This is a genomic window from Alteromonas sp. B31-7 (genome assembly GCF_015767655.1).
Classification (GTDB): domain Bacteria; phylum Pseudomonadota; class Gammaproteobacteria; order Enterobacterales; family Alteromonadaceae; genus Alteromonas; species Alteromonas australica.
In genome coordinates, this window is record NZ_CP065233.1 from 154,317 (window position 1) to 175,568 (window position 21,252).

Consider the following 21,252-nt stretch of genomic DNA (forward strand, 5'->3'; position numbering starts at 1 on the left):
CTTTATGCAACGAAGAACATTCTTACAAGGGTTAGCCGCCGCCACAGCGTTAGGGAGTTTACCTCTTGGAGTCGCAAACGCCCTAAGCCCCATGGCCAGTGTGTCAGTGGAGTCACTACCTAAACTAGAGGGTGATTTAACCCTGTATTTAGGTCGAGGCGAGGGTGGTTTATACGAGAATGTTCTTCAAGCCATAGAAAAGCGTAACCCTAAGCTTAATCTTAAAATTCGCCGCGGTGGCTCTGCTGCCTTAGCGAATACCATAGTGGCGGAAAAGAAAGCGGGCGTGAAGCGAGCTGATCTTTTCTGGGCTGTGGATACGGGGTCAATTGGTATGGTAACGGATGCAGGGGCAGCTAAACCTTTGCCATCCGATTTAACCACACAGTTAAAAGAAGGGTTTCAATACCCGAGTTGGTCACCTGTTACTGGGCGTGTTCGTACCTTGCCTTATAACACACAACGTGTGTCACCCGAGCAAATTCCAGACAGCGTGATGGCGTTAGCTGACAGCGACCTCAAACTAGGTTGGGCGCCAGCGTACTCTTCGTTTCAGTCATTTGTTACCGCTATGCGTCTGCTTGAGGGCGAAAAAGCCACCCGAGCTTGGCTAAAAGGCGTAAATCGCAACGCCAAAAAATATGCCGGCGAACTCGGTGTCGTTATGGGCGTTGAACGGGGGGAAGTTGATGTCGGGTTTGCGAATCACTACTACACACTGCGCTTAAAATCCGGTAAACCTGATGCGAATGTTGCCTTGGCTTATACCAAAAATGATGCGGGCTGTTTAGTGAACGCATCAGGCATAGTGGCACTGAGTGACGGTGATTTACCGGTCAACTTTATTCGCTACCTGCTCACTCATGAAGTACAAAGCTATCTTGCTCGGGAAGCTTATGAAATTCCTTTGGTTCAAGATGTAGCGCAGCCAGAAGGTTTAGCGAGTTTAAGTACATTGACACCTCCTGCAATGGACTTACGCAACCTTGCTGATTTACGTCCCACCCTTAACTTGATGAGGGATGTTGGCGTACTGTGACAAACTGGCCAAAGTCGTACCCCCTGGCACTATTGATAGCGCTGATGGCTTTATTGCCCGTCGGCGTTTTGTTTTCTTTAGCCCAAGACAGTGCGCAATTTTTCGATACCCATAATTTGCGGGTTTTAGGTAACACCCTTGCCTTAATGACGTTAACCATAATAGGTTCGGTACTTATTGGTGTTCCCCTAGCGTTATTCACCGCTTATGTACAAATGCCGTTTAAGCGATTCTGGCTGATTGTTTTAGCCGCGCCTCTTGCGCTACCTAGTTACATTGGTGCCTTCGCCATGTATTTTTCGTTTGGTCGCGGGGGAGAAATTGAAAATGTTTTGGGTGTGAGCACGCCTCCTATTAGCGGGTTATGGGGCTCGGCACTGGTGATGAGCCTTTATACCTACCCCTTTGTTATGATGACCACACGCTCAAGCCTACTCAGCTTAGATGCAAGCTTGGTGAATGCCGCGCGAACCTTAGGGTTATCGTTAGGCGCCAGTTTATGGCGGGTGGTATTACCGAGAGTGGTCAATAGTATTGCCGCTGGCGCTTTATTAGCGGCTTTGTATGCGTTATCTGATTTTGGTACGCCGGCCATTATGGGGTTAGACACCTTTACCCGGGTTATCTTTGTGGAATACAACGCCTTTGGCTTAAGCCAAGCGGCCATGTTAAGTCTGCAGCTTATGGTTATTGTTGGGCTAATACTCTTTATTGAAAGCCGTATCAGTGGCGCCACAGAGCGCCCAGGTAGACATTTATCTCTCTTTCCGGCGCCTTGGCAACGTAATCTGATGTTGTTTGCAACCATGCCCATTGTATTCATGAGTATTGTCCTGCCATTGGCAATATTTACGCTTTGGTTGGTACGGGAAGGTACGGGTGGCTTCGAGTTAAGTTATGCTTGGAATTCCGCCCATGCGTCTTTTATTGCCGCTATTGTGGCTGTGCTATTAGCCATTCCAGTTGCTCACGCTGCTATTGCAGGCAAAGCGGGGCGTTTAATGGAAAGGATTACCTATTTCGGCTTTGGCGTGCCCGGTATTGTGATGGGAACAGCTTTGGTTTACGTGGGTCTGCAACTCCCAGCGTTTTACCAAACCTTAAGCTTGTTGGTGATGGCTTATGTGCTGCGGTTTATTCCCTTAGCGGTAGGCAGTGTAAGAACCACCGCAGAGAATATCGATTCCGGTTTGGTGAAAGCCGCGCGGGTGCTTGGCGCATCGCCACGAGAAGCCTTTATCCGCATAACGCTACCTTTAACCCTTCGTGGTATGATTGCTGGCGCAGCGTTGGTTTTTCTAGAAGCGATGCGTGAATTACCGGCCACATTAATGTTGGGGCCAACGGGGTTTGAAACTCTTGCTACCTATATGTGGCGAGTATACGAAGCTGGCTACTTCGGCCGCGCTGCGGTGCCGGGTTTACTACTTGTCTTGTTATCTGGCGTGGGGTTAATACTCATGCTGTCGGGCGAACGCAAAGCCCAATTTACTGTTACTGAGGATAAAGGGTCGTAATGCTACGTGTAAGTGATTTATCAGTGAATTATGGGGATACCCGTGTTGTCGACAAGTTAAACTTAGCACTTGGGCAAGATGAAATCCTTATGCTGGTAGGCCCAACAGGTTGTGGCAAAACCACCATACTGCAAGCGCTGGCAGGGCTTATTCCTATCTCTGAAGGAGAAATAAGCTTAGGCAATTGGGCAAGTACACCTAAAAAGCCGATTCCCCCTGAAAAGCGTAATGTGGGCATGGTATTTCAAGACTTCGCGCTATTTCCTCATTTAACCGTGCAACAAAATGTATGTTTTCGTTTAAAAGACACACAACTTGCTGATCATTGGCTCAGCCTTTTGGGGCTAGAGAATTTTCGCGATGCCAAACCCGCTCGCTTATCTGGCGGCCAAAAGCAACGCGTCGCTCTGGCGCGTACCTTAGCCCATGAGCCCGCGTTTGTGTTGTTAGACGAGCCACTTTCAAACCTAGACGCAGCCTTAAAAGACAGCTTGCGCTGGGAAATACGCGACGCCCTTAAAAAAGCCGATGTGCCTGCTATTTGGGTGACTCACGACCAAGAAGAAGCCCTTAGCGTAGGCGATAGAGTAGGCATATTAAATAAAGGTGTTTTAGAGCAGCTAGATACACCAGAAGCCTGTTATTCCACGCCGGCAAGCCGCTTTGTGGCCCGCTTTATGGGCGAGGCTAGCTTTTTACAGGCAAGCTACGACAATAACAGTGCATCAAACCCAAATAACACAGTGATAACGGACATAGGTAACGTGCCAGGTACGCCGTTACACCATGCCCATGGTGACGTAGATTTACTGGTTAGACCCGATGATTTAAGCCTAAACGGCGCGCATCCCTCTCCCAATGGGACGGTGGAATGGGTACGTTACGAAGGGGAAAGCCGCTTGTATGCAGTAACGCTAGATAATGGTAGCCACCTTAAAGTAAGGGTTAGCCATGAAAACGCGATTAAGCCGGGAGAGCGTGCCCATGTGCAGCTTGTGACTACCCATCCTTTGGCTGTATTTCCGAAATAGCAGTTTAAGCAATTTATCAGTTTAAAAAAGAAAGGGCGGTGAATAAAATCACCGCCCTTTTTCGCGTTAACCTATGGGTAAGTTTCAGCGAAATTCGTTGCTACGCACTTTCGTTAACCACAATCACTTTGCGATGAGGGAAAGGTATTTCAATATTGGCTTCATCCAGCGCTTTTTTGATTTGCTCAGGGACTGAGAAGCGAATGTCGAAATAGTGCTCACCATGACAAAATGGGCGAACAATAAAATCGACAGAACTGTCGTTCAAGGTAGATACTTCAACAAAGGGCGCAGGATCTTTTAGCACGTGAGGGTGTTCAGCTAATACCTTATCAATAACGGCCCGGGCAGCATCAGTATTTTCGTTATAGGCCACACCAAACGTCATATCGACACCACGAATTTCATGATGGGAATGGTTTACGATTTGCTCGCCCCAAATTTGGCTATTGGGAATAATAATTTGTTGGTTGTCGAAAGTTTGTAGAATGGTGGTGAATAAATCCACTTCGGTAACTTTTCCAAATTTACCTGCCGCGTCAACAAAGTCATTAACTTTATAAGGGCGAAAGATAAGTAGCATAACCCCAGCAGCAAGGTTTGAAAGCGTTCCTTGCAGTGCCAAACCTATGGCTAAACCTGCCGCGCCTAATAGCGCGATAATAGAAGCCGTTTGAACACCAAATCGATTCAGTACGGCAATGCCCACAAAAGCTAATATAGTGTAGCGGGCCACACTACCAAAAAATTTAAATAGGGTGTCATCTAATTGGGGGTGGCGGCTAGCAATGGCTACTATGCCTTTATACACTTTACCTGCTACCCAAAGGCCAACAATTAAAATGGCTAACGCAAGCAAAATATTGGTTGCCCACGCTAACGCGGCAGGCAAATATTGATTGATGTCTAAAGACGCCAAAAAGTCTTCCATGGACTCAATTCCTCTAACATTTAATGTGTGATTATTCGTTTTTATTGAGTCGCTGCTCAATGTAGGGGGTAGTTATAGGTGAATTACTCTACATTTAGTATTGTTAATAAGTATGAATATCCAAATCTAATGCCAATGACAGAAGATTAAATTCAGCGTAAAACACGGGTTGGCGTTGAGCAACGTGGGTTATTACGTATAATCCACGCACACGTAAAGCGCTTACACAAGGTAGAACGCTTCGCGTGGACTCATGTAATAACCTAAGGTGAAGGCAAAGTGATAAAGCGTGATGTAATTGTAATTGGTGCCGGAGCCGCCGGGCTGTTTTGCGCAGCGCAAGCCGGTGCGCGAGGCCGTAGCGTAGAGGTGCTAGATCACGCCAAAAAAGTGGGGCGAAAAATACTGATGTCTGGCGGTGGGCGTTGTAATTTCACCAATATGTATGCTGAACCCGCTAATTTCTTATCGCAAAACCCGCACTTTTGTAAGTCGGCATTAAGCCGCTATACCCAATGGGACTTTATCGCCTTAGTGGCCGAGCACGGCATTGCCTATCATGAGAAAACCTTGGGGCAGCTATTTTGTGATGACAGCGCGAAAGACATTGTCGATTTATTGCTAAAAGAATGCAGCAAGGCCCATGTCACTGTGACTACACGCTGTGAAATCCTCAGTGTGGAAAAGTGCGAAAGTGGGTACTTACTATCTACATCAAACGGCGATTACCAGTGTGAGTCTTTAGTGGTCGCCACAGGCGGATTGAGTATGCCGAAACTAGGCGCCACCCCTTTAGGGTATAAAATTGCCCAGCAGTTTGGCTTAAATGTGCTTCCTACCAGAGCCGCTTTGGTGCCCTTTACCTTACATGAAAAAGACAAAGAGACACTGGCTGAGTTAAGCGGTATCGCGGTGGATGTGTACGCAAGTTGCAACGACACCACGTTTAAAGAAGCCATGCTTTTTACCCACCGAGGCTTGAGTGGCCCGGCCATGTTACAAATTTCCAGTTACTGGGAAGCGGGCGATACACTGAGCATTAACACATTGCCCGACGACGATAGCCATGAATTACTAGAGACAGCCAGAACATCCACACCCGATGCGCTACTGGCTACCTGTTTAAACAAAGTGTTTCCCAAGCGCATGGTGCAAAGCTTCATTGATTATCATCAGTGGCGAAACGTACCCGTGAAGCAACTGACTCATGGCGAATGCGATGCCATCGCGAATACGCTAGAAAACTGGCAAGTGAAGCCCAACGGCACCGAAGGTTACCGAACCGCAGAAGTCACCATTGGCGGCGTAGATACCAACGAACTCTCATCAAAAACCATGATGGCTAAAAACGTGGAAGGCCTCTATTTCATTGGCGAAGTGGTAGACGTCACCGGCTGGCTAGGCGGCTTTAACTTCCAATGGGCCTGGAGCAGCGGCTGGGCTGCGGGGCAGGTGGTGTGAGATGTTTTTGCATAATAAAGTTTGTACACTGAATAAAAAGTTTGTACATAACTCCAATCTGGAATAATAAAGTTTGTACATTAAGCTATACTAGTTAAATAAAGATACAGCGGAACCAACAATTTGCCTCGCTTCAGAGAATTAAAAACGTTTGATGATTTTCAAAGAGCGTTAAAGAACAAGTACGGTATTGGCGAAGGTGAAAACTATAAGCCTTGGTTAAGAGTCCAGGATGTCCCCTCGCAAGGTAGCAGCGCGAAAATTCAAGGTATAAAGATAGATAGAGAGCACCACACCTTGTCGGAAGGCGAAACTTCGTTTTTATATCTGGCTGAATTTAGAGATAGCGTTGTTGATATACGAGAGCAATTTCCGCTACTGCCGATCGACCTCTCAATCAAGATTGCAAACACACTAGATTTGCGTCATCCGACCATTCCTGATTCTAAAGTTTTAAATGTTCTGACTACGGACTGCTTACTAACGTGCTATGACAAGCATAAAGGAGTTTGGTATGAAGCTGTGTCTGTGAAATCTAAGGCAGAGGACTTGGCAGACAAGCGTACAGCGGAAAAGCTAGATATAGAGAGAATTTGGTGGGAGCTGTTGGATGTCCCTTTTCGTGTTTATGTTAATACCCCCGAAAATCAAACTAAGTCGAAAAACATTCAATGGTTTACCGCTCCAGTAAGGCATGGTGAAACGTTCTCTGACTCTTTACTTTTATCGGCTTGTGAATTACTTCATATCGGTCCTATGATTACAGAGCAAACCTGTTCTGAGCTCGCTACAAATTTTAATCTAGATGGTGCTCAGGCACTGAGCTTACTAAAAACGCTTTTTGCCAAAAAAATCGTTGATGTGAAACTAGATAAGCCAATTCCTGAGTCAGGAGTGTTCGAAGTTATGAGAATTGCGCCGTTTAGGACTCAACAATATGCAGGTTGAAGTAAACAGTATTTGGCAAGTTCGTTCACTAGATGGCAATTCCGACGGCCTATATCGGGTTTTAGCAATTTATTCAGAAATTGATCAACTGATATTGTTCCGTATAACAGAAGATAAGAAACTTGAAAGACCTATCAGCGCTCCCTTGAGTTCGTTCACTGACTTAGTGAGTAAAAAATCTATTACTACGTCTGAGTATGAGCTACCTGCATATTTGAACTGCAAAGAAGAAGATATACCCGAAACTCAACTTCTTAAACGGGATAATAACTATCAGTTAATATCTGATTTGGTCTCTCTACCAGATTTCTTGTTAGAAATAACGACCAACAACAGAAGTAAACTTCTAGTCGCCCAAGCTGACAAGCAAAAAACTTACGTTCAGAAGATTTATAGAGCTCTAAATTTGTACTGGAAGTATGGGCAAGAGCCCAATGCATTGCTGCCGGCCTACAAACTTTCTGGTGGTCTGGGAAAAGTACGAACAGCTGGCAAGGTGAAAAGAGGAAGACCAGTACAAATATTCACTCCTACCTTTTCTGTATTTGAAGGCGTCAATACTGAAGAGCATGATAAGGCAATAATTCTAAAGGCAATGAAAAAGTTTGCTCTTAAGGGTAGGAAAGTGCCTTTTACTAAAGTGTATGACCAAATGCTGAAGGAGTTTTATTCTGATGAGCTACTTTCGGCTGAAAGTGAACAGCGGGAACCAAGTATCCCCAATTACAGAAGCTTTCTGTATTGGGCGAGAAAGCTAATACCTCAAAGTGAACTTATCAGGAAACAAACTAATAAAGGAGACTTCGAGCGAAATCGAAGAGGTCTGATTGGAAGCGCAACAGACCATACAGAAGTTCCTGGCAGTTGTTTTGAGCTAGATGCCACCGTCTTAGACGTTCATATTGTATCAGAATTTCAACGAAACCACGTGCTTGGTAGGCCCACCTTATATTGTGTGGTAGATAAAGAAAGTCGAATGATCGTAGGTCTGCATGTGTCGATGGAATACGCGTCGTGGAGAGCAGGCAGACAGGCCTTAGTAAACAGCTTTACATCAAAGAAACAATATTGTGACCGGTTCGGGATTACGATTGAAGAGGCAGAATGGCCTTGTCACCATATACCCCAGCGATTGCTTTGTGACCGTGGCGAATTTATTTGTAAGGATGCCGAACAGCTAGCAGTGCCACTAATCGGTCATTTGAGTATTGCTCCGCCTTATAGAGCTGACTGGAAAGGAATTGTTGAAAGACGATTTAAAATACTAAACGATACCTTAGTCCATCAATTGATGGGGACAACCAGAGGTAGGCATTACATTCGTGGTGACAGAGATCCTCGGTTAGAAGCCGCGTTAACATTAAACGAAATCACTAAGATGCTTATTGATGCCGTTCTTGAGCACAATAGTGCTATTTTTGAATCACTGGCTGCACAAAGCACACTTCTTGTTGAATCAGATCTGAAGCCTACACCTCTCAATTATTGGATGATTCATCTTCACAAGCATAGACATGCTTTAATCAAAGCAAATGAAGCTGACATTCGTGCTCGATTATTACCGTCTGTTACCGTATCGATGACAAGTAAGGGGATTCGACTAAATAAAGATATGTACTACCAGTGTGAACGAGAGGAATTTGACACTTGGAAAACCATTGCTCGTAACACAGGAAGTTGGAAACTAGAGGCAAGAATTGATCAAGATAATTCATCATTTATCTATGTGCGATTGCAAAGTGATGAAAGTTTTACTCGATGCGAACTGATGAAACGATCTTCTATTTTCGAAGAAAGACACGCTGCTGATGTCGTTTTCTTCGAAGATTGGAAAAAACTACAGCTTAAGAATGATAAGCCTGGGAAAGCATCACTGGAACGCTATGACCGTAAAAACGTAACGATTAAAAACGCCAAAGAGTCTTTGAAATCAGAATTACCTTTAGCCAGCAAAGCCGAGAGAACTAGAGACATGAAGGAGCGCAGAAGACAAATGATCCTCGACAGTAGGTTGGCGCCCGACGACTTCGAACATGTGGGGGAACTCTCAAATATAATCACTGAGACCTCGAGTAGCATCGGCAATAAAAAGAATAAAGTCATTTCTTTGTTAAAGCGTAACAAGGATGAAAAGTTGTGAGAATTCGTTTTGCTGAATATCGGGAGGCGATTCTTCCAGAATACAGAGGAAATCCGCTAATCGAAGCTCTCCCTCAAAAGCCAAGAGACGAAGAGCTGTTAGATAAACTTGGTTTTTTCCCACCTCATGACGAAGAGGAAAGGGAATTGGAAGCTTTCGACAGGATAGAATACCTCGTTCGCTTAGAGCATTTAAGGCAACCCCTCCCTGTTTATATTGACGTATATAGGTATATCGAATCTGCACTTAAAAAAGGGTACTCAGCAAAGAGCCCATTTTCACCCACAACAGCCAACTATTTGCACTACCCGTTGGATAAACGCCCCTCGATTGAACCGAGAACAGGTTTCTTTAAACCAAAAGGTAGTGGGATAACTGTGATTGGGGAAAGCGGCGTTGGCAAAACCAGTATGTTGGAGCAAATTCTAAGTTGTTATGACGACGTAATCGAGCATGTCAAATATAAGGGTAAATCGCTTCCACTAAAACAGGTGGTCTGGATAAAAGTAGATTGTCCGGAAGATTCAAGTGTAAGAGCTCTTTGTCATAAAATTTTGGCTGAAATTGATCGTAAGCTAGGACATAAAACAGAAAAACGGGCCACGACTATTCCTGCACTAGTGGAACAAATTGAAGCCAGAATAAAATCTGGGTTCTTGGGCATTTTAGTTATCGATGAAATGCAAAACCTTAACTTAGCAAAGACTGGCGGTGCTGACCGATTAATAGCTTTCCTACATAACCTAGTGAATAACCTCGGGATCCCTTTACTATTCTGCGCAAACCCACCTTTTAACAAGTTGTTGGAACAAACATTAAAGATAGCGAGGAGAGCAGAAAGTAGCGGCTATGTAGATGTTGAACTATTAAAAAATGATGAAGAGTGGGAGCTTTTCGTTGATGAGTTATGGGGACTCCAGTGGACCAATATCAGAACTCCCTTAACAAAGTCATTAAGCGACAAGTTATACGATCTTTCCGTTGGCAATTTAGATTTGGCCATGCGGGTTTACAAAGAGGCTCAACGTCAAGTAATTGGTAGCGGTGATGAGCGAGTTAACGAGAGTGTATTGGAACATGCCGCGAACATCACTATACGTGCGTCGAAAACATCAGTAGACAAAATTAAACGCGACAATAAGCTATCACTTCTGAAGCGGAAAAAAGTTAAAAAATCTGTTCTAAATCATTATAACGCGGTCCCCCAAAAGCAAGAACTTACCCACCATGATAAAAGGCTTGTAGCTATACCTGGCGACTTAAGTAGGCCGCATCACCCGGAGTTTGCCGAACAACTAAATGAATTGAGAATTTTGGACACCTTTATCGAACAAATCTCAGATCCAGACATGATTCAAAGAGCTGCAAAACAGATTGATGCACTTTCATATCTAAAAACCCAGAGGCTTTTATGTGATGAGCCTTTAGAAGACCTGACCTAGATGTAGAGGCTTTGGAGAATGTATCAATTACCCAAAGCTTTACCGGATGAACTACTACTTAGTAGATTAATTAGATTCATCACCATTTCTGGCATTTCTAGTAGTGAATTTCTGCAAACTTGTTTTGGGTCGAAGAGAATTTCACTCCATCCGTTTTTGACATCAGGGCTAAGCTCAATAGCTAAGGTCTGTCACGAGAGCACCAATTTATTGCTTAATGAGCAGACCTTAACACCGCTATTCTGCTTTTTCTTGCCAGTGCATGCTCGCAACCTACAAAAAATGATAGTTACTATTAATGGTGCAAGAGCTTTTAGATCTAGCCAACTGGTATCCTTTGAGAGCGGCCATTCACTTGGCTTGAAATCGTGTCCACTATGCGTAGAGCACGATTTACTAAAGTACGGGATCTCGTATTGGCACGTAAGCCACCAAGTTCCAGGAGTTGATACTTGTGGCTATCATGGCGCGAGGCTATCCTTTCTCAAATTGACTCAACGGCAAAGACTAATCAAGTGGTTACTTCCTCAACCTGAAATTGATATACGATATTCGCCCTTGATAGAATACGAAGTGGCTAAATTTTCGACTAAACTCTTAAGTTTGTTAGCTGCAAGACAGCATATGAATCAGATCACGGAAGTTTACCGCCACTACCTGAAGGAAAATGGCTACTTAACCCCAAATGGAAGAGTTCGAAGAAAGGCTGTGATGCAAGAGTTTTTCAAATATATAGAAAATCACAGCCAAACTAATCCGGCAATGGTACCTAGAACACAGCAGGACTACCGTTATGTATCACAACTACTAGAAGCAGGCGGTAGCCATCATCCCTATAGACATCTGTTATTTGGAACGTGGTTACTTGGTGATGCCTCCCAAGCCTTTTCTAACCTCCCTAAAGCAGATTTTTCGGATAAGAAAAATACCCCCGAACCCGTGAACAATATTAGCAATAAATGCTTAAACCTTCTTAAAGCGGGGAGCTCACTGGCACATACAAGTAGAGTAACGGGAAAGAGCAGATGTTATTTAAAGCGAATAGCGTTACTGAACGGTATATCTTTAAACCTAAAGCCAAAAACTCTCACACAGCAGGTCACCAATGCAATATGCAGTCTTGCCTATTCCGGATTCCATCGGCGTGAAATTGCGAGACGATGCGGCGTGGGGATTGGGTCAGTAGAGCAAACAATATCAAGTCATTCAGGGCTTGTTGAAAGACGAAAACAATGCCACTTTCAATCTGCTAGAAGGAAAAACCGATTTGTTATACTGAAATATTTAGGCAGTCATCCGGTTTCTATAAGAAATGATGTTAAGCAGCAATGTAATTCTGCTTTCTACTGGTTATATCTTAACGATAGAGCTTGGCTGGAAGAAAAGTTACCGATAGCTTGTAAGCCAAAAGGTAGATACTAAGTCAGATTTCACGGACGTATTTTTCAGGACGAAAATGATTAGTGAGGTGAATTATGCAACTCGAAAGGGATTATTATTCCTGATTTCATAGTGAGAGAGTTGAACTTAGCTATCAATCAGAGAATGGCTATTAAGATTGAGGCAGGTTCAATTATTCTTGAACCCTTTTATAAACAACAATACTCGTTAGATGAGTTGCTTAGTCAATGTAGTTCAAAAGTCATAGAGCAGGACGAAGAAGATAAACTGTGGCTGAATGGACCGAATTCTGGAGATAAATTTTATTAGAAGGCTTGAGACGCTATCTGAATAATGTGAATTTATAAATATTCATTGTGTGAAATACTTCATTTTTTTGAGTATTTCGTATTAAAGTTTAGTCATCTAGATAGAAGAAATTAGGGATATTACATGCGATTTGCTTTATTAGAAGGGAGGCGAGTTGAAGCAAAACCAAAGCAACGGGCAACTTGTCCAGGCTGTCAATCGGAAGTGGTCGCAAAGTGCGGTAAAAACAATGCTTGGCATTGGTCCCATAAAGCAAGAGCTCATTGTGACCCATGGTGGGAAACAGAAGGGGAGTGGCATCGTAATTGGAAAAATAGATTTCCTGTAGATTGGCAGGAAATAATTTGTGATGACTCAGCTTCTGGTGAAAGGCATATCGCCGATGTTAAGATTCCTTCGGGCCTCGTAATTGAATTTCAGCACTCTACTATAAGTCCCGACGAAGTGAAATCCAGAGAAGAATATTACAAATCTATTATTTGGGTAATTGATGGATGTAAAAATGATTTTGATAGAGTCAATTTCTCTCTAAGTCACAGTCGCCCAAATGAGGAGGGATTGGCTCATTTTACTTGGTATGGAAGAAGTCAAATCTTCAAGCGTTGGCATACAACTAAACCTGTTTTTATCGACTTCGGATCAAAACATGGATTCTGGCGTGTACTTCACTTCGATACAGTAAATAAAAAAGGAATAGTGGGACTAGTAAATATTGATAAATTTGTAAACGCTGTTTGCTCTGGAACGACAGATTTTAGTTCTGCTGGAGGCCCCGCATCACCAATGGAGTTTGTTTGATAAGGATAAAAAGAAATTAATTCGCTACATATCAACTGAATATCACAACTAAGTTTTCATAATATAATTCATAAATTGGCAAAAGCATGATATTCATCGGGAATGAATCGCTACAAAGTTTTATCTTTAGACATATTCAAATAGCGGGAGGGACAGATTTTTCATGCGTTGTCGAAGATACCGGCGCTTGGGTCAGTAGCCCTAGAATACCAGAGAAATATCAACACAATTTTCACTTGTTTGACGAAGAGTTGCTTTTGGATATCACGAAAAACTCTGGATTAGCGCCTGAACCGGATTCTATATTTAGCAACCCTACGTCTTCCATAGTTGCTTTGTCGAAGATATTCGCCGGAAATAATAGCGAGACGGTGAGTACTAGCAGTATTCAAATAGCATATTGTGAGAGATGTATCGAGTCCTCTTTAGTCGAAAATGGGTTTGCTCATTTTGACTCAAATTGGCTCTTCAGTAGTTATTGTGAGGAACATAATGTCCGACTCTCCATTCTAAAACATAGTAGGAGAGGGGGAGCAATCAGTGCTATTAAAAAAATCTTGACTGGGGACTCAGCAACAGAAATAAACTCTTTGAGGAAGTCATTCGAGAAGGAACGATATAGAGGGCTCTCGTTCAATAAAAAGCAAAAGTTCGAAAATCCAGTTTATTTTATGCCTTGTACTGTTAAGCCGTTACTACGTTGGTTAACTGATAATATTCAAAAGCTCAAGAACAATAGAAGCTTGGAAAAGAGATATTGGATGAGGAGTTTACTTGAGTCAAAGTTCATAATGCCACATGATTTGGAAAAAATTTGTATAGAACTGAACACAGAAGAGCCTAACTTATTTAAAAAATTTGTCGTGGATAACTTTATGGAAAAGAAAATTGGCTATGGTGTCTGGGACGATACGAAATTCTCTTCTCAAATATACAAAGTAAAGGGTAAAAGGTGCACTCAATGCTTTGAGTCAATAGGGCTAGGTATATGTCCTATCAGCCCAGAAATGCAGAATATAGATAGTCGTACGGATGATCCGCTTTCCAATGAAATTCTAGTTGAAAGTAACATCCTTTACACACACAAAGTCGAATTTGGTCGATGTAAGTTAAATATTCATTTGGAAATTTAAAGCCAACCACGACTGTGAAGCTATGAACATTGTACGGTGGGCGTTTACGACAATACAGTTTGTGAAAGTAAACCAGATGGCGCAACATCATCTTGGAGCTGCATATAATTCCCAACACTATTGGCGCCAAAATCGATAGAAAATGGATACACTATCTCATCCACAGGTGTGATTTGTTTATACATCGCACCGCGAGCTCCCACATAAGAGAGATTATCTGTGCTCTTCATTTGTGAGTTGAATAATACGTTTTCTATAGCGCGTGCTGATAACACTGAAAATGATGTAATTTGTTGAACGAACATCTCATTAATGATACTCGCACTCAGCCAATCCCCACTTCCACATGCATCGACGACATTCTCATTGCGCATGGCCGGTATCGATGCGTGTCGGCCATCACTGCAGCGATATGAAAGACCTTCTTTTCCATGCGTTACTATCGTCAAATCAGGTAAGCATTGATTGAGCGCATCTGACAAATTCAAAGCCGTTTCATCAGAAATTTTTAACACACTGACATGAGGCAGTACCTCAAGGAACTGGGTAACCGATGAGATCTTCTGAGGCTCAAAAAAGACAGGTTTGCCTTGTTGACTAAACCGTGATGCTAACTTCAAAGCGTTGTTGTCTAGACGGTCGAAATAATAATAATCAAATTCATCGACACTTTTTAAAATGTTGCATATTTCGGCGTCATGCAAGGCTTCGTATCGAGGAAGCTTTTGCTGTGTTATGTGACATGTTCGAGAAAATGAATGCCCTGACTCGCTACCTGACATGTTTAAGAATTCGAGAATGATGGGGGTATGAGAATTCTTGTCCTGATAGATAAAATCCGTATTTACGCCAAGTGAAATTAAATCGTGAAGTAAAATTGAGGCAGCTAAATCTTCACCAATTCTGCCAGCCGGACGCGCATCCCAGCCAAATGAAGTCAACATAGCCATTACATTGCCGCAAGAGCCGCCAGCGGCGGCCAACGGCTTAGTCGAATCTTTGTATATTAGGTCCAAAGAAAGCAGGCCTGTTCCTAGACATTTAGGTTGATTCTTCATTTTCAATAACTTACTCGAACTTGTTTACTCATCATACGCATCACCCAATAACCACAATAAAGACAATTCTGCATGCTCGAAATTCACTTTATTGTCCTGTACCTTATACTGAGTTGGTTCAACTAAAGGAACACCAAAATAATATTTGTTTTGAGTGTCGTATGCGCTTATCAATGGTGTGAACGGCAAACGTTCATCAGATAACTCACGACTCGCCTCAAACACAGCCAGTATCGCCCCAACAGACATCAATTTTCCCGACAGCGGCGATACGACGAAACGCCCTCCGCCCAACAGCGTAAAGTTCTTCGCGTACTTCATGAAAGACTTCATTAGCCTTCGGTAGAGGTGAAAAGGGTCGTTTTCAGCAGCGTATAAAATATTAGAATAGTTTACTTCAAATTCCTCAAACAATACATGATAAAAATCGCCTATGATCTTATCTGATAGCTTAGGATCTATTGACGGAAAGGGAAGAATTGGTACGACTTCGACGCCATCTTGGCGCAGCACCTTCTGAATGTCTCGTTTTATCGTCTCAAGTTCGTCTTTTCGAGAAGCCCCCATAATTGGAAACCATACGCCGGGCAGGTCGGGTGACAAACTTGGACTGTTAAGACTGTATTGATGCAAAAACGTCGCGTTTGCGTCAGTTACGTGCTCAGTAATACTGCTGTCAAACTGGGCATTCTCAAGCGCAATGACAAACATGTTTTTTTTATTTAACTCCCCTTTATCCCCGATAAACTGTTCAAGTAATTTGGGAACAAGAGTAAGAAAAGTGACGCGAGGCATGGCACCTACGTCGATAACAATCTGATCAAACTCGTCAAAAAAATGTTCTTTATTCAACCTTTTTAGCAATATACACAACGCTAGCGACGTCGTTTGTTTTTCCGAACCAATGGAATGTTCAATTCGGAGTCTTTCAGGAAAAAGCTCCTTGAGTTTTCGAATGTTGCTTTGCTCTTTTTGCGCTGAATTGGCGCCGACGGCATCAGCAGCACTCTTTATCCCTAAGCAATGAAATTGTTCCGGGGGGGCTTTTTTGTCAAACAGGATCTCAATGGATTTAACAGCCCTTGGATCAAAACCAATCCCTGTGACGAAAAGCGTTTTACCCGATAATCGGCCGATACAACTATCCCAAAGCGCCTTCGTCTCGGACGTCTTTTTACAGTAAAGATTTACGTCCCAGTAAAAATCCGCTTCACTCATAGTCAAACTCTCCTTGTGGGGTGGGCTTATCATCCTGCGTTGTCACGTTTACCGTATCACTGTTCATCCACTCAGTAAGTGTGTCGAGTGAAAACTTGTTCCAGCCACCATAGCCGCCTGCCAAATCAAAATGAACACACAACAATCGGTTGAGATAAAAAACACTCACCTCTTTATTTTTGGGTTTTGTAATGGTGACTAAGTTTCGCTTGCGCAGATCTGTCAGAATCGCATTCAGTACTTCGTAATTCTCATCGCACACCAGTTTGTCCATATCCGAATACGATAGCGCAAAACCGGTAATACTTGGCACATATGGCGATGATTCTCGATTTGATTTGATGTAGGCAGTTTTAGCGAAATTTTTGACCAACCGAATAGCACAATCGCTGTAACGAACAATCCCTCCTAGTTTGTCAAACTTTTCTCTCGCTAGTTCTTTCAGAGTTTGTTGTTGTACCTTAATTTTAAGCGATGAATTGGAACTGTTTTGCTTCATTGAAGCTTTATAAATCGCTTCAAAAAAATTCTCCGCGATCTGTAACACTTCGAATATGCTGGAAGTGGAATACTTTGTCAGCACCTCATTTCCTATGTAGTAAGGCACTTGATACTTCGTATACAGGTAATATTCAACGAATGAAGCATCTGCTTTGGGTTTTTTATCCAACGATTCTTCAAACATGAGTTGATTTGGATTTTTGTTGACGTATTTAGCATGAGACGTGAGTAACGACTGCATTTCAACAACCAAAGCATGCGTAACCTCGAGGTTTTCGTAATCATCCCTCTCAAACCATGCAGAAAACCCGCCGTCTGATCGGAGTTTATTTATGCGTGGAAGCAATTCCTGATACGCTTTTTCACAAGCGCTGTCGCGTTCAATACCGTTAATAGTTAGCCAATTGTCAAAGCCACCGACACTCGACATATCTAAACGTGCTTTGATGATCCCTTCTACAAATTGCTTAAAGTAGTTGTTCTTGGTGTTAGCTTCGATGTGATCTAAATTAATCACATTGTAGTCCCGATGCTGGTCTGCACCGTCAATTAGCGTTTCTTTTTCCGTCAAGCTCGTCAATCGCTCACCTATCCATATCGGATAATGCGGTCGGATAACGGTAATGGACGTTAACAAGTCTTCGCGTTGGGAACGTGCCAAATTATGGACGTCGTCAAACATAACAAGCGTTTTCAGAATATGCCGCTTGCCCTTATACAGAAATTTAACTTTACGTAACCACTTCAGCGCACTGTACTCGGTATGCAAAAGATGTTTTTCGTCTGCAAGTTCTAGATTGGAAATACCCTTTATAATTTGCAACTCAGCATTTTCGGCCCAATCACTAAGAGATTGAAGAGAAGACGTTTTTGGTAAGGCGCCCCATGATACGTCGTTATCAACTTCGATAGTGAAGTCGTCAAGACTGTCTTCAAATTGTAAGTTATAAAAATCTTTGAGCGCCGCGACCAGCATTAAAATGAGTTTGGCATTAATAAACGCCCTAAATACGGGTAACGCTTTATCATCAAAAATTTCGTGTATTTCACTAAATCCATCCGCGACGTTGATGTAAATCCCAAGAACTTTGGGGTGACTTTGTCCAAACACGCCTAAGCTATTGAGCTCGGTTATCGTATCACTGTGCACATGAGATTTTGCATTCCGTTGATTTTGAAGCTCTCGCAATGTTGCAGGTGTAAATAATCGAAAATTTGTACTCTTACCAAAACCAGGCGGGCTTCTAAAGATCCATGTCCCCTCTAACAACGGAGAGCTTGCTGCAGAAATGAGTCGCTTTATGCCGTGATGTGAATAGAAGCGCAGAAATGTTGGAACGTCGGCAAATAACTCCGTGTTCTTTTTTGCAAAGGGATTTCGTTCGCTCATTCTAATGCCTGCTCACGCGCGGGAACAAACCGACAAACTCAGCTGTTTCGAATGCCCATAATAATGAAACGCTATTATTCGGTGTGTTGTGACCTAAGACTAACGGAAGGCGACCTTCAGCAAAACCGAACCTGACTTCTCTTGTTTCACCTACCTCAGAGGCTTTATTGTAAAGTTTTGCATGGTCGTAGTATTTATCTTTTTCAATAAGCCGAATGATGGGCTCGTCATGCGAGTTGGCGTTCGAAATCCTGCATGCTGTATTTAATGACTGAACGACAATCAGTTTTGGAATATCGAACCGCTTTGCAAGCTCTGGTTGTTCTTTCCACAACTTTTCAATTTCTGTTTCAAAGTATTCCTCTGCTTGGCAAGAGGCGATGTATAACACAATGTAGACTTTGCATTTTTCACCCAAGATTGGCGTAGCCGCTGATTCACCTTCGGTGACTTCCTGTTTCAAAAAAGCCTTCAGTGTTTTGACAATCTTTCCTTTCCATTTGCCTGTTTTTTTATCTTTGCGAACGAAACTCTTTCCAGACGCGGAAAAGTCATCAATAAGCCACAGATGATTAAACGTTGGGTTGTTGGGATTGCGCTGTTTTAGATAGTCAGCAAAGTCAGTATATTTTTCTTCACTGACTGAATAGGTTAACCATACCTGCTCGTTATCAAGTTGAGGATTAAACCGCCTGAAAGCGTCTGTTCTTGCACCATCAGAAAGCCCCAAAAACAAACTTTGTGTCAATGCTTCACTGTATAGTGGGTGATTCGCAAGCTGATTTCGTTTATGGATAGGTATGTGCGTCTGATTTGCGACCGCGTCTAGCAAAAGTGGTCTAATATGCATCGAGAATACAGATTCAACTAATAAACGAATTTGTGCCTCAGAAATATAAATCAAGCGATCTCTGACAAAGTCGAACGCAGCGGGTATATCACCTTTATCAAACTGGTTCAGCCAGCTCGACAAACTTTCTAAAAATCGAAAACCCGGATAGAACTGTTGGTAATCATTACACTTCATTGACATAGATTCCAACCAGGCTCTGTTGAATTCCACATTATCGGTATCCAGAATTTTATTGAGTGCTCTTGTAGCAAAATCCTTTTTATTCATTGTGACCCATCATCTAAAGTAAAGACACCTTGCCCAAATTGCATCATTGAAAACAGTCGTAGTGTTGCGCTTAATTCTATTTCATCTAGCGCGCCAATCTTAAAACCAGTGTCTGCATGCCCTGGGACATGATTAACACTAATACTGAAGGGGTGCGATAGCAGTTCGTGATCATTACCACCAGGTTGTCCACTATCACCCACTGTTAAACACTGTTTGGCGTGATGCAATGCTCCAATAACTCTCAGTTTTGAGGTCGATTTGTTAATAATATCAATCGAGTGACCCGAACGAAGTACTTTTATATCAGGACAGTGTTCAATCAGCTGAGCACATAACACATCAATCTGCGTGTCGGATTGCAGGGCAAAACCAAATTCGATTGTTATTTGCGTTGGCCTCATGTCGACCGATGCGCCACTTAAGCGTTTTGATGAGATAAACTCATGAGCGTGTTTAATCACTGGGTCGATTGGATATTGACTGACATCCAGTGTTTTATCTGCCGTTTCAATGACAGAACCGTTGTAATAGCCAATCACTATCTGTTCCCACCACTTTTCCTCTATGGCTTTTCGAATAGATATTCCGGCAGATTTTCCCCTACCGGTAGCAATCCCGACGCGAACGCTATGCTCAAGCAGGCGCTCTAACATCAACGCCACAATTGGCTTGAGTTCATCAAAACGTTCGTCGCTGTCACACAAGGTACCATCATAATCAAAAACGACAGCATCAAACGACGTATCGTAATAATGGGATGGCAAGGGCACATCACTTGCATCAACTAACGGTTGCGTTAAACAGCTACTTTGGTAAGGCAAGTAGTAAAGCGAACGGCCAAATTTTGGTACAAGGACTTTATTTGGATCACGATTTTGTGGTTCAGCTATCTCCCACAATAAATGCATCGAGAACAGGATGCTCTTAAACATTGCTTCGACGGGCGCACCAGAGAAAAAGATCAGTGAATTGGACAGGGATGTGTTTATTGCTAAACGCGTCAGACGCGCTAAAGCAGCTGTGCCTTCGTCAGCTAAGATGATGATGTGTGTTTCAGATTGATTTAAAAAAGCACCATAATGCCTGCCATGACTGAAATTTCTTATATCTGCAATCTGTACGCTGGCGACCCCGGATTCATGAAAACGGGATTCAATGTCTATTGCGGCTGGTTTAAGTAATGGCGCATAAACTACGATCAGTTGATTCAGTTGATTCAGTTTATTAGGCGTGGTCACTCGAGGTATTGCCGCGTCGGCTACATTACTGAGATTGGTGAGTTCGCTTTGAGGCTGAATGGCTCCGAACGCTTTGTAGCCAGCAATCATCGTGGCGACAATTGTGGATAACGCTAAAAACCCGTCCTTTTCATGAACGGGAAGGCAGACATTTTTTTGGTTCGTACGTTCACACAATTGACCAAGCGGTGTTTCGTTGAGGTTTGTCACACACGTAACGATGGCTTTATGTTTATTGGCGTATTCAAAGGCATGAATAATGTCAGGATTTTTACCTTCCGCGGAAAAGAATAAGCAGCGTTGACCTTCTAAATCTATTGCAGAGCACAGTAATTCTAAAGGCGTATACACCGTACACTGCTTGCGACTTACTTTTTCGATAAGGTGGGCATAAAAATGGGCTGATGTTAGCGAGCCTCCAGAGCCGACTAATATGGCTCCTGTCGCCTTGCTTTCCTCAAGACAATCTATTATTGCGCTTGGTACATCCAACGATGCTCGTCTGATCTGATCAGGTATTTCGTCTAGCAATACCTTATAGGATTTCTTCTTTTTGGTGGCCATGTTGAATCCA

Annotated in this window: 16 protein-coding genes; 10 read left to right on the forward strand and 6 right to left on the reverse strand. The window is 42.9% G+C overall.

All coding sequences use genetic code 11. The annotated features are described in order from the left end of the window. The first annotated feature begins 4 nt into the window (after positions 1 to 4). Genes IUA53_RS00660 through IUA53_RS00670 form a run of 3 tightly spaced genes read left to right on the forward strand, consistent with a single transcriptional unit; the run spans position 5 to position 3,587 of the window. The gene (locus IUA53_RS00660) at positions 5 to 1,039 is read left to right on the forward strand and encodes an extracellular solute-binding protein (RefSeq protein ID WP_196897897.1); all 1,035 of its coding nucleotides are present in this window, start codon (positions 5 to 7) and stop codon (positions 1,037 to 1,039) included. Then, positions 1,036 to 2,556 carry an ABC transporter permease gene (locus IUA53_RS00665; RefSeq protein WP_196897899.1) on the forward strand — a complete coding sequence of 507 codons (1,521 nt, stop codon included), beginning with the start codon at positions 1,036 to 1,038 and terminating at the stop codon, positions 2,554 to 2,556. Before IUA53_RS00660 ends, IUA53_RS00665 begins: the two co-directional genes overlap by 4 nt. Further along, complete coding sequence (locus IUA53_RS00670; RefSeq protein WP_044055511.1) at positions 2,556 to 3,587, forward strand: ABC transporter ATP-binding protein; 1,032 nt, start codon at positions 2,556 to 2,558, stop codon at positions 3,585 to 3,587. The genes IUA53_RS00665 and IUA53_RS00670 overlap by 1 nt, the downstream gene beginning before the upstream one ends. Before the next feature lie 100 nt (positions 3,588 to 3,687). On the opposite strand, the gene IUA53_RS00675 is transcribed toward IUA53_RS00670, so the two are convergent. After that, a complete protein-coding gene (locus IUA53_RS00675) occupies positions 3,688 to 4,518 on the reverse strand; it encodes a mechanosensitive ion channel family protein (RefSeq protein WP_196897901.1) in 831 nt (276 codons plus the stop codon). 279 nt (positions 4,519 to 4,797) lie between these two features. Here IUA53_RS00675 and IUA53_RS00680 point away from each other — a divergent pair, with 279 nt between their 5' ends. The 7 genes from IUA53_RS00680 to IUA53_RS20225 all read left to right on the forward strand — a co-directional run bounded on the left by IUA53_RS00680 (position 4,798) and on the right by IUA53_RS20225 (position 14,150). Beyond that, the gene (locus tag IUA53_RS00680; RefSeq protein ID WP_196897903.1) at positions 4,798 to 5,979 is read left to right on the forward strand and encodes an NAD(P)/FAD-dependent oxidoreductase; all 1,182 of its coding nucleotides are present in this window, start codon (positions 4,798 to 4,800) and stop codon (positions 5,977 to 5,979) included. Positions 5,980 to 6,102: 123 nt separating this feature from the next. Then, the gene (locus tag IUA53_RS00685; protein ID WP_196897905.1) at positions 6,103 to 6,927 is read left to right on the forward strand and encodes a TnsA endonuclease N-terminal domain-containing protein; all 825 of its coding nucleotides are present in this window, start codon (positions 6,103 to 6,105) and stop codon (positions 6,925 to 6,927) included. Continuing rightward, positions 6,917 to 9,067, forward strand: a complete 2,151-nt coding sequence (locus tag IUA53_RS00690) for a DDE-type integrase/transposase/recombinase (RefSeq protein ID WP_196897907.1) — start codon at positions 6,917 to 6,919, stop codon at positions 9,065 to 9,067. The genes IUA53_RS00685 and IUA53_RS00690 overlap by 11 nt, the downstream gene beginning before the upstream one ends. Then, a complete protein-coding gene (locus IUA53_RS00695) occupies positions 9,064 to 10,509 on the forward strand; it encodes an ATP-binding protein (protein WP_196897909.1) in 1,446 nt (481 codons plus the stop codon). The genes IUA53_RS00690 and IUA53_RS00695 overlap by 4 nt, the downstream gene beginning before the upstream one ends. An 18-nt stretch (positions 10,510 to 10,527) precedes the next feature. Then, a complete protein-coding gene (locus tag IUA53_RS20220; RefSeq protein ID WP_196897911.1) occupies positions 10,528 to 11,931 on the forward strand; it encodes a TnsD family Tn7-like transposition protein in 1,404 nt (467 codons plus the stop codon). Positions 11,932 to 12,342: 411 nt separating this feature from the next. Beyond that, complete coding sequence (locus tag IUA53_RS00705) at positions 12,343 to 13,017, forward strand: competence protein CoiA (protein ID WP_196897913.1); 675 nt, start codon at positions 12,343 to 12,345, stop codon at positions 13,015 to 13,017. Positions 13,018 to 13,103: 86 nt separating this feature from the next. Next, positions 13,104 to 14,150, forward strand: a complete 1,047-nt coding sequence (locus IUA53_RS20225) for a hypothetical protein (protein ID WP_231401225.1) — start codon at positions 13,104 to 13,106, stop codon at positions 14,148 to 14,150. A gap of 44 nt (positions 14,151 to 14,194) precedes the next feature. Here the strand turns inward: IUA53_RS20225 and IUA53_RS00715 are convergent, their stop codons facing one another. The 5 genes from IUA53_RS00715 to IUA53_RS00735 are packed head-to-tail and all read right to left on the reverse strand — an operon-like array spanning position 14,195 to position 21,242. Continuing rightward, positions 14,195 to 15,208, reverse strand: a complete 1,014-nt coding sequence (locus tag IUA53_RS00715; RefSeq protein WP_196897915.1) for a PfkB family carbohydrate kinase — start codon at positions 15,206 to 15,208, stop codon at positions 14,195 to 14,197. 24 nt (positions 15,209 to 15,232) lie between these two features. Then, the gene (locus tag IUA53_RS00720) at positions 15,233 to 16,426 is read right to left on the reverse strand and encodes a hypothetical protein (RefSeq protein WP_196897917.1); all 1,194 of its coding nucleotides are present in this window, start codon (positions 16,424 to 16,426) and stop codon (positions 15,233 to 15,235) included. Beyond that, entirely contained in the window at positions 16,419 to 18,317 is a 1,899-nt protein-coding gene (locus IUA53_RS00725; protein ID WP_196897919.1) for an ORC-CDC6 family AAA ATPase, read from the reverse strand. Before IUA53_RS00725 ends, IUA53_RS00720 begins: the two co-directional genes overlap by 8 nt. 1 nt (position 18,318) lies before the next feature. Continuing rightward, positions 18,319 to 19,437 (reverse strand): phosphoribosyltransferase-like protein, encoded by a 1,119-nt coding sequence (locus tag IUA53_RS00730; protein WP_196897921.1) that lies wholly within the window; start codon positions 19,435 to 19,437, stop codon positions 18,319 to 18,321. Next, on the reverse strand, positions 19,434 to 21,242 hold the full coding sequence (locus tag IUA53_RS00735) for an HAD hydrolase family protein (protein ID WP_196897923.1): 1,809 nt from the start codon (positions 21,240 to 21,242) through the stop codon (positions 19,434 to 19,436). The genes IUA53_RS00730 and IUA53_RS00735 overlap by 4 nt, the downstream gene beginning before the upstream one ends. Between the last annotated feature and the right edge of the window lie 10 nt (positions 21,243 to 21,252).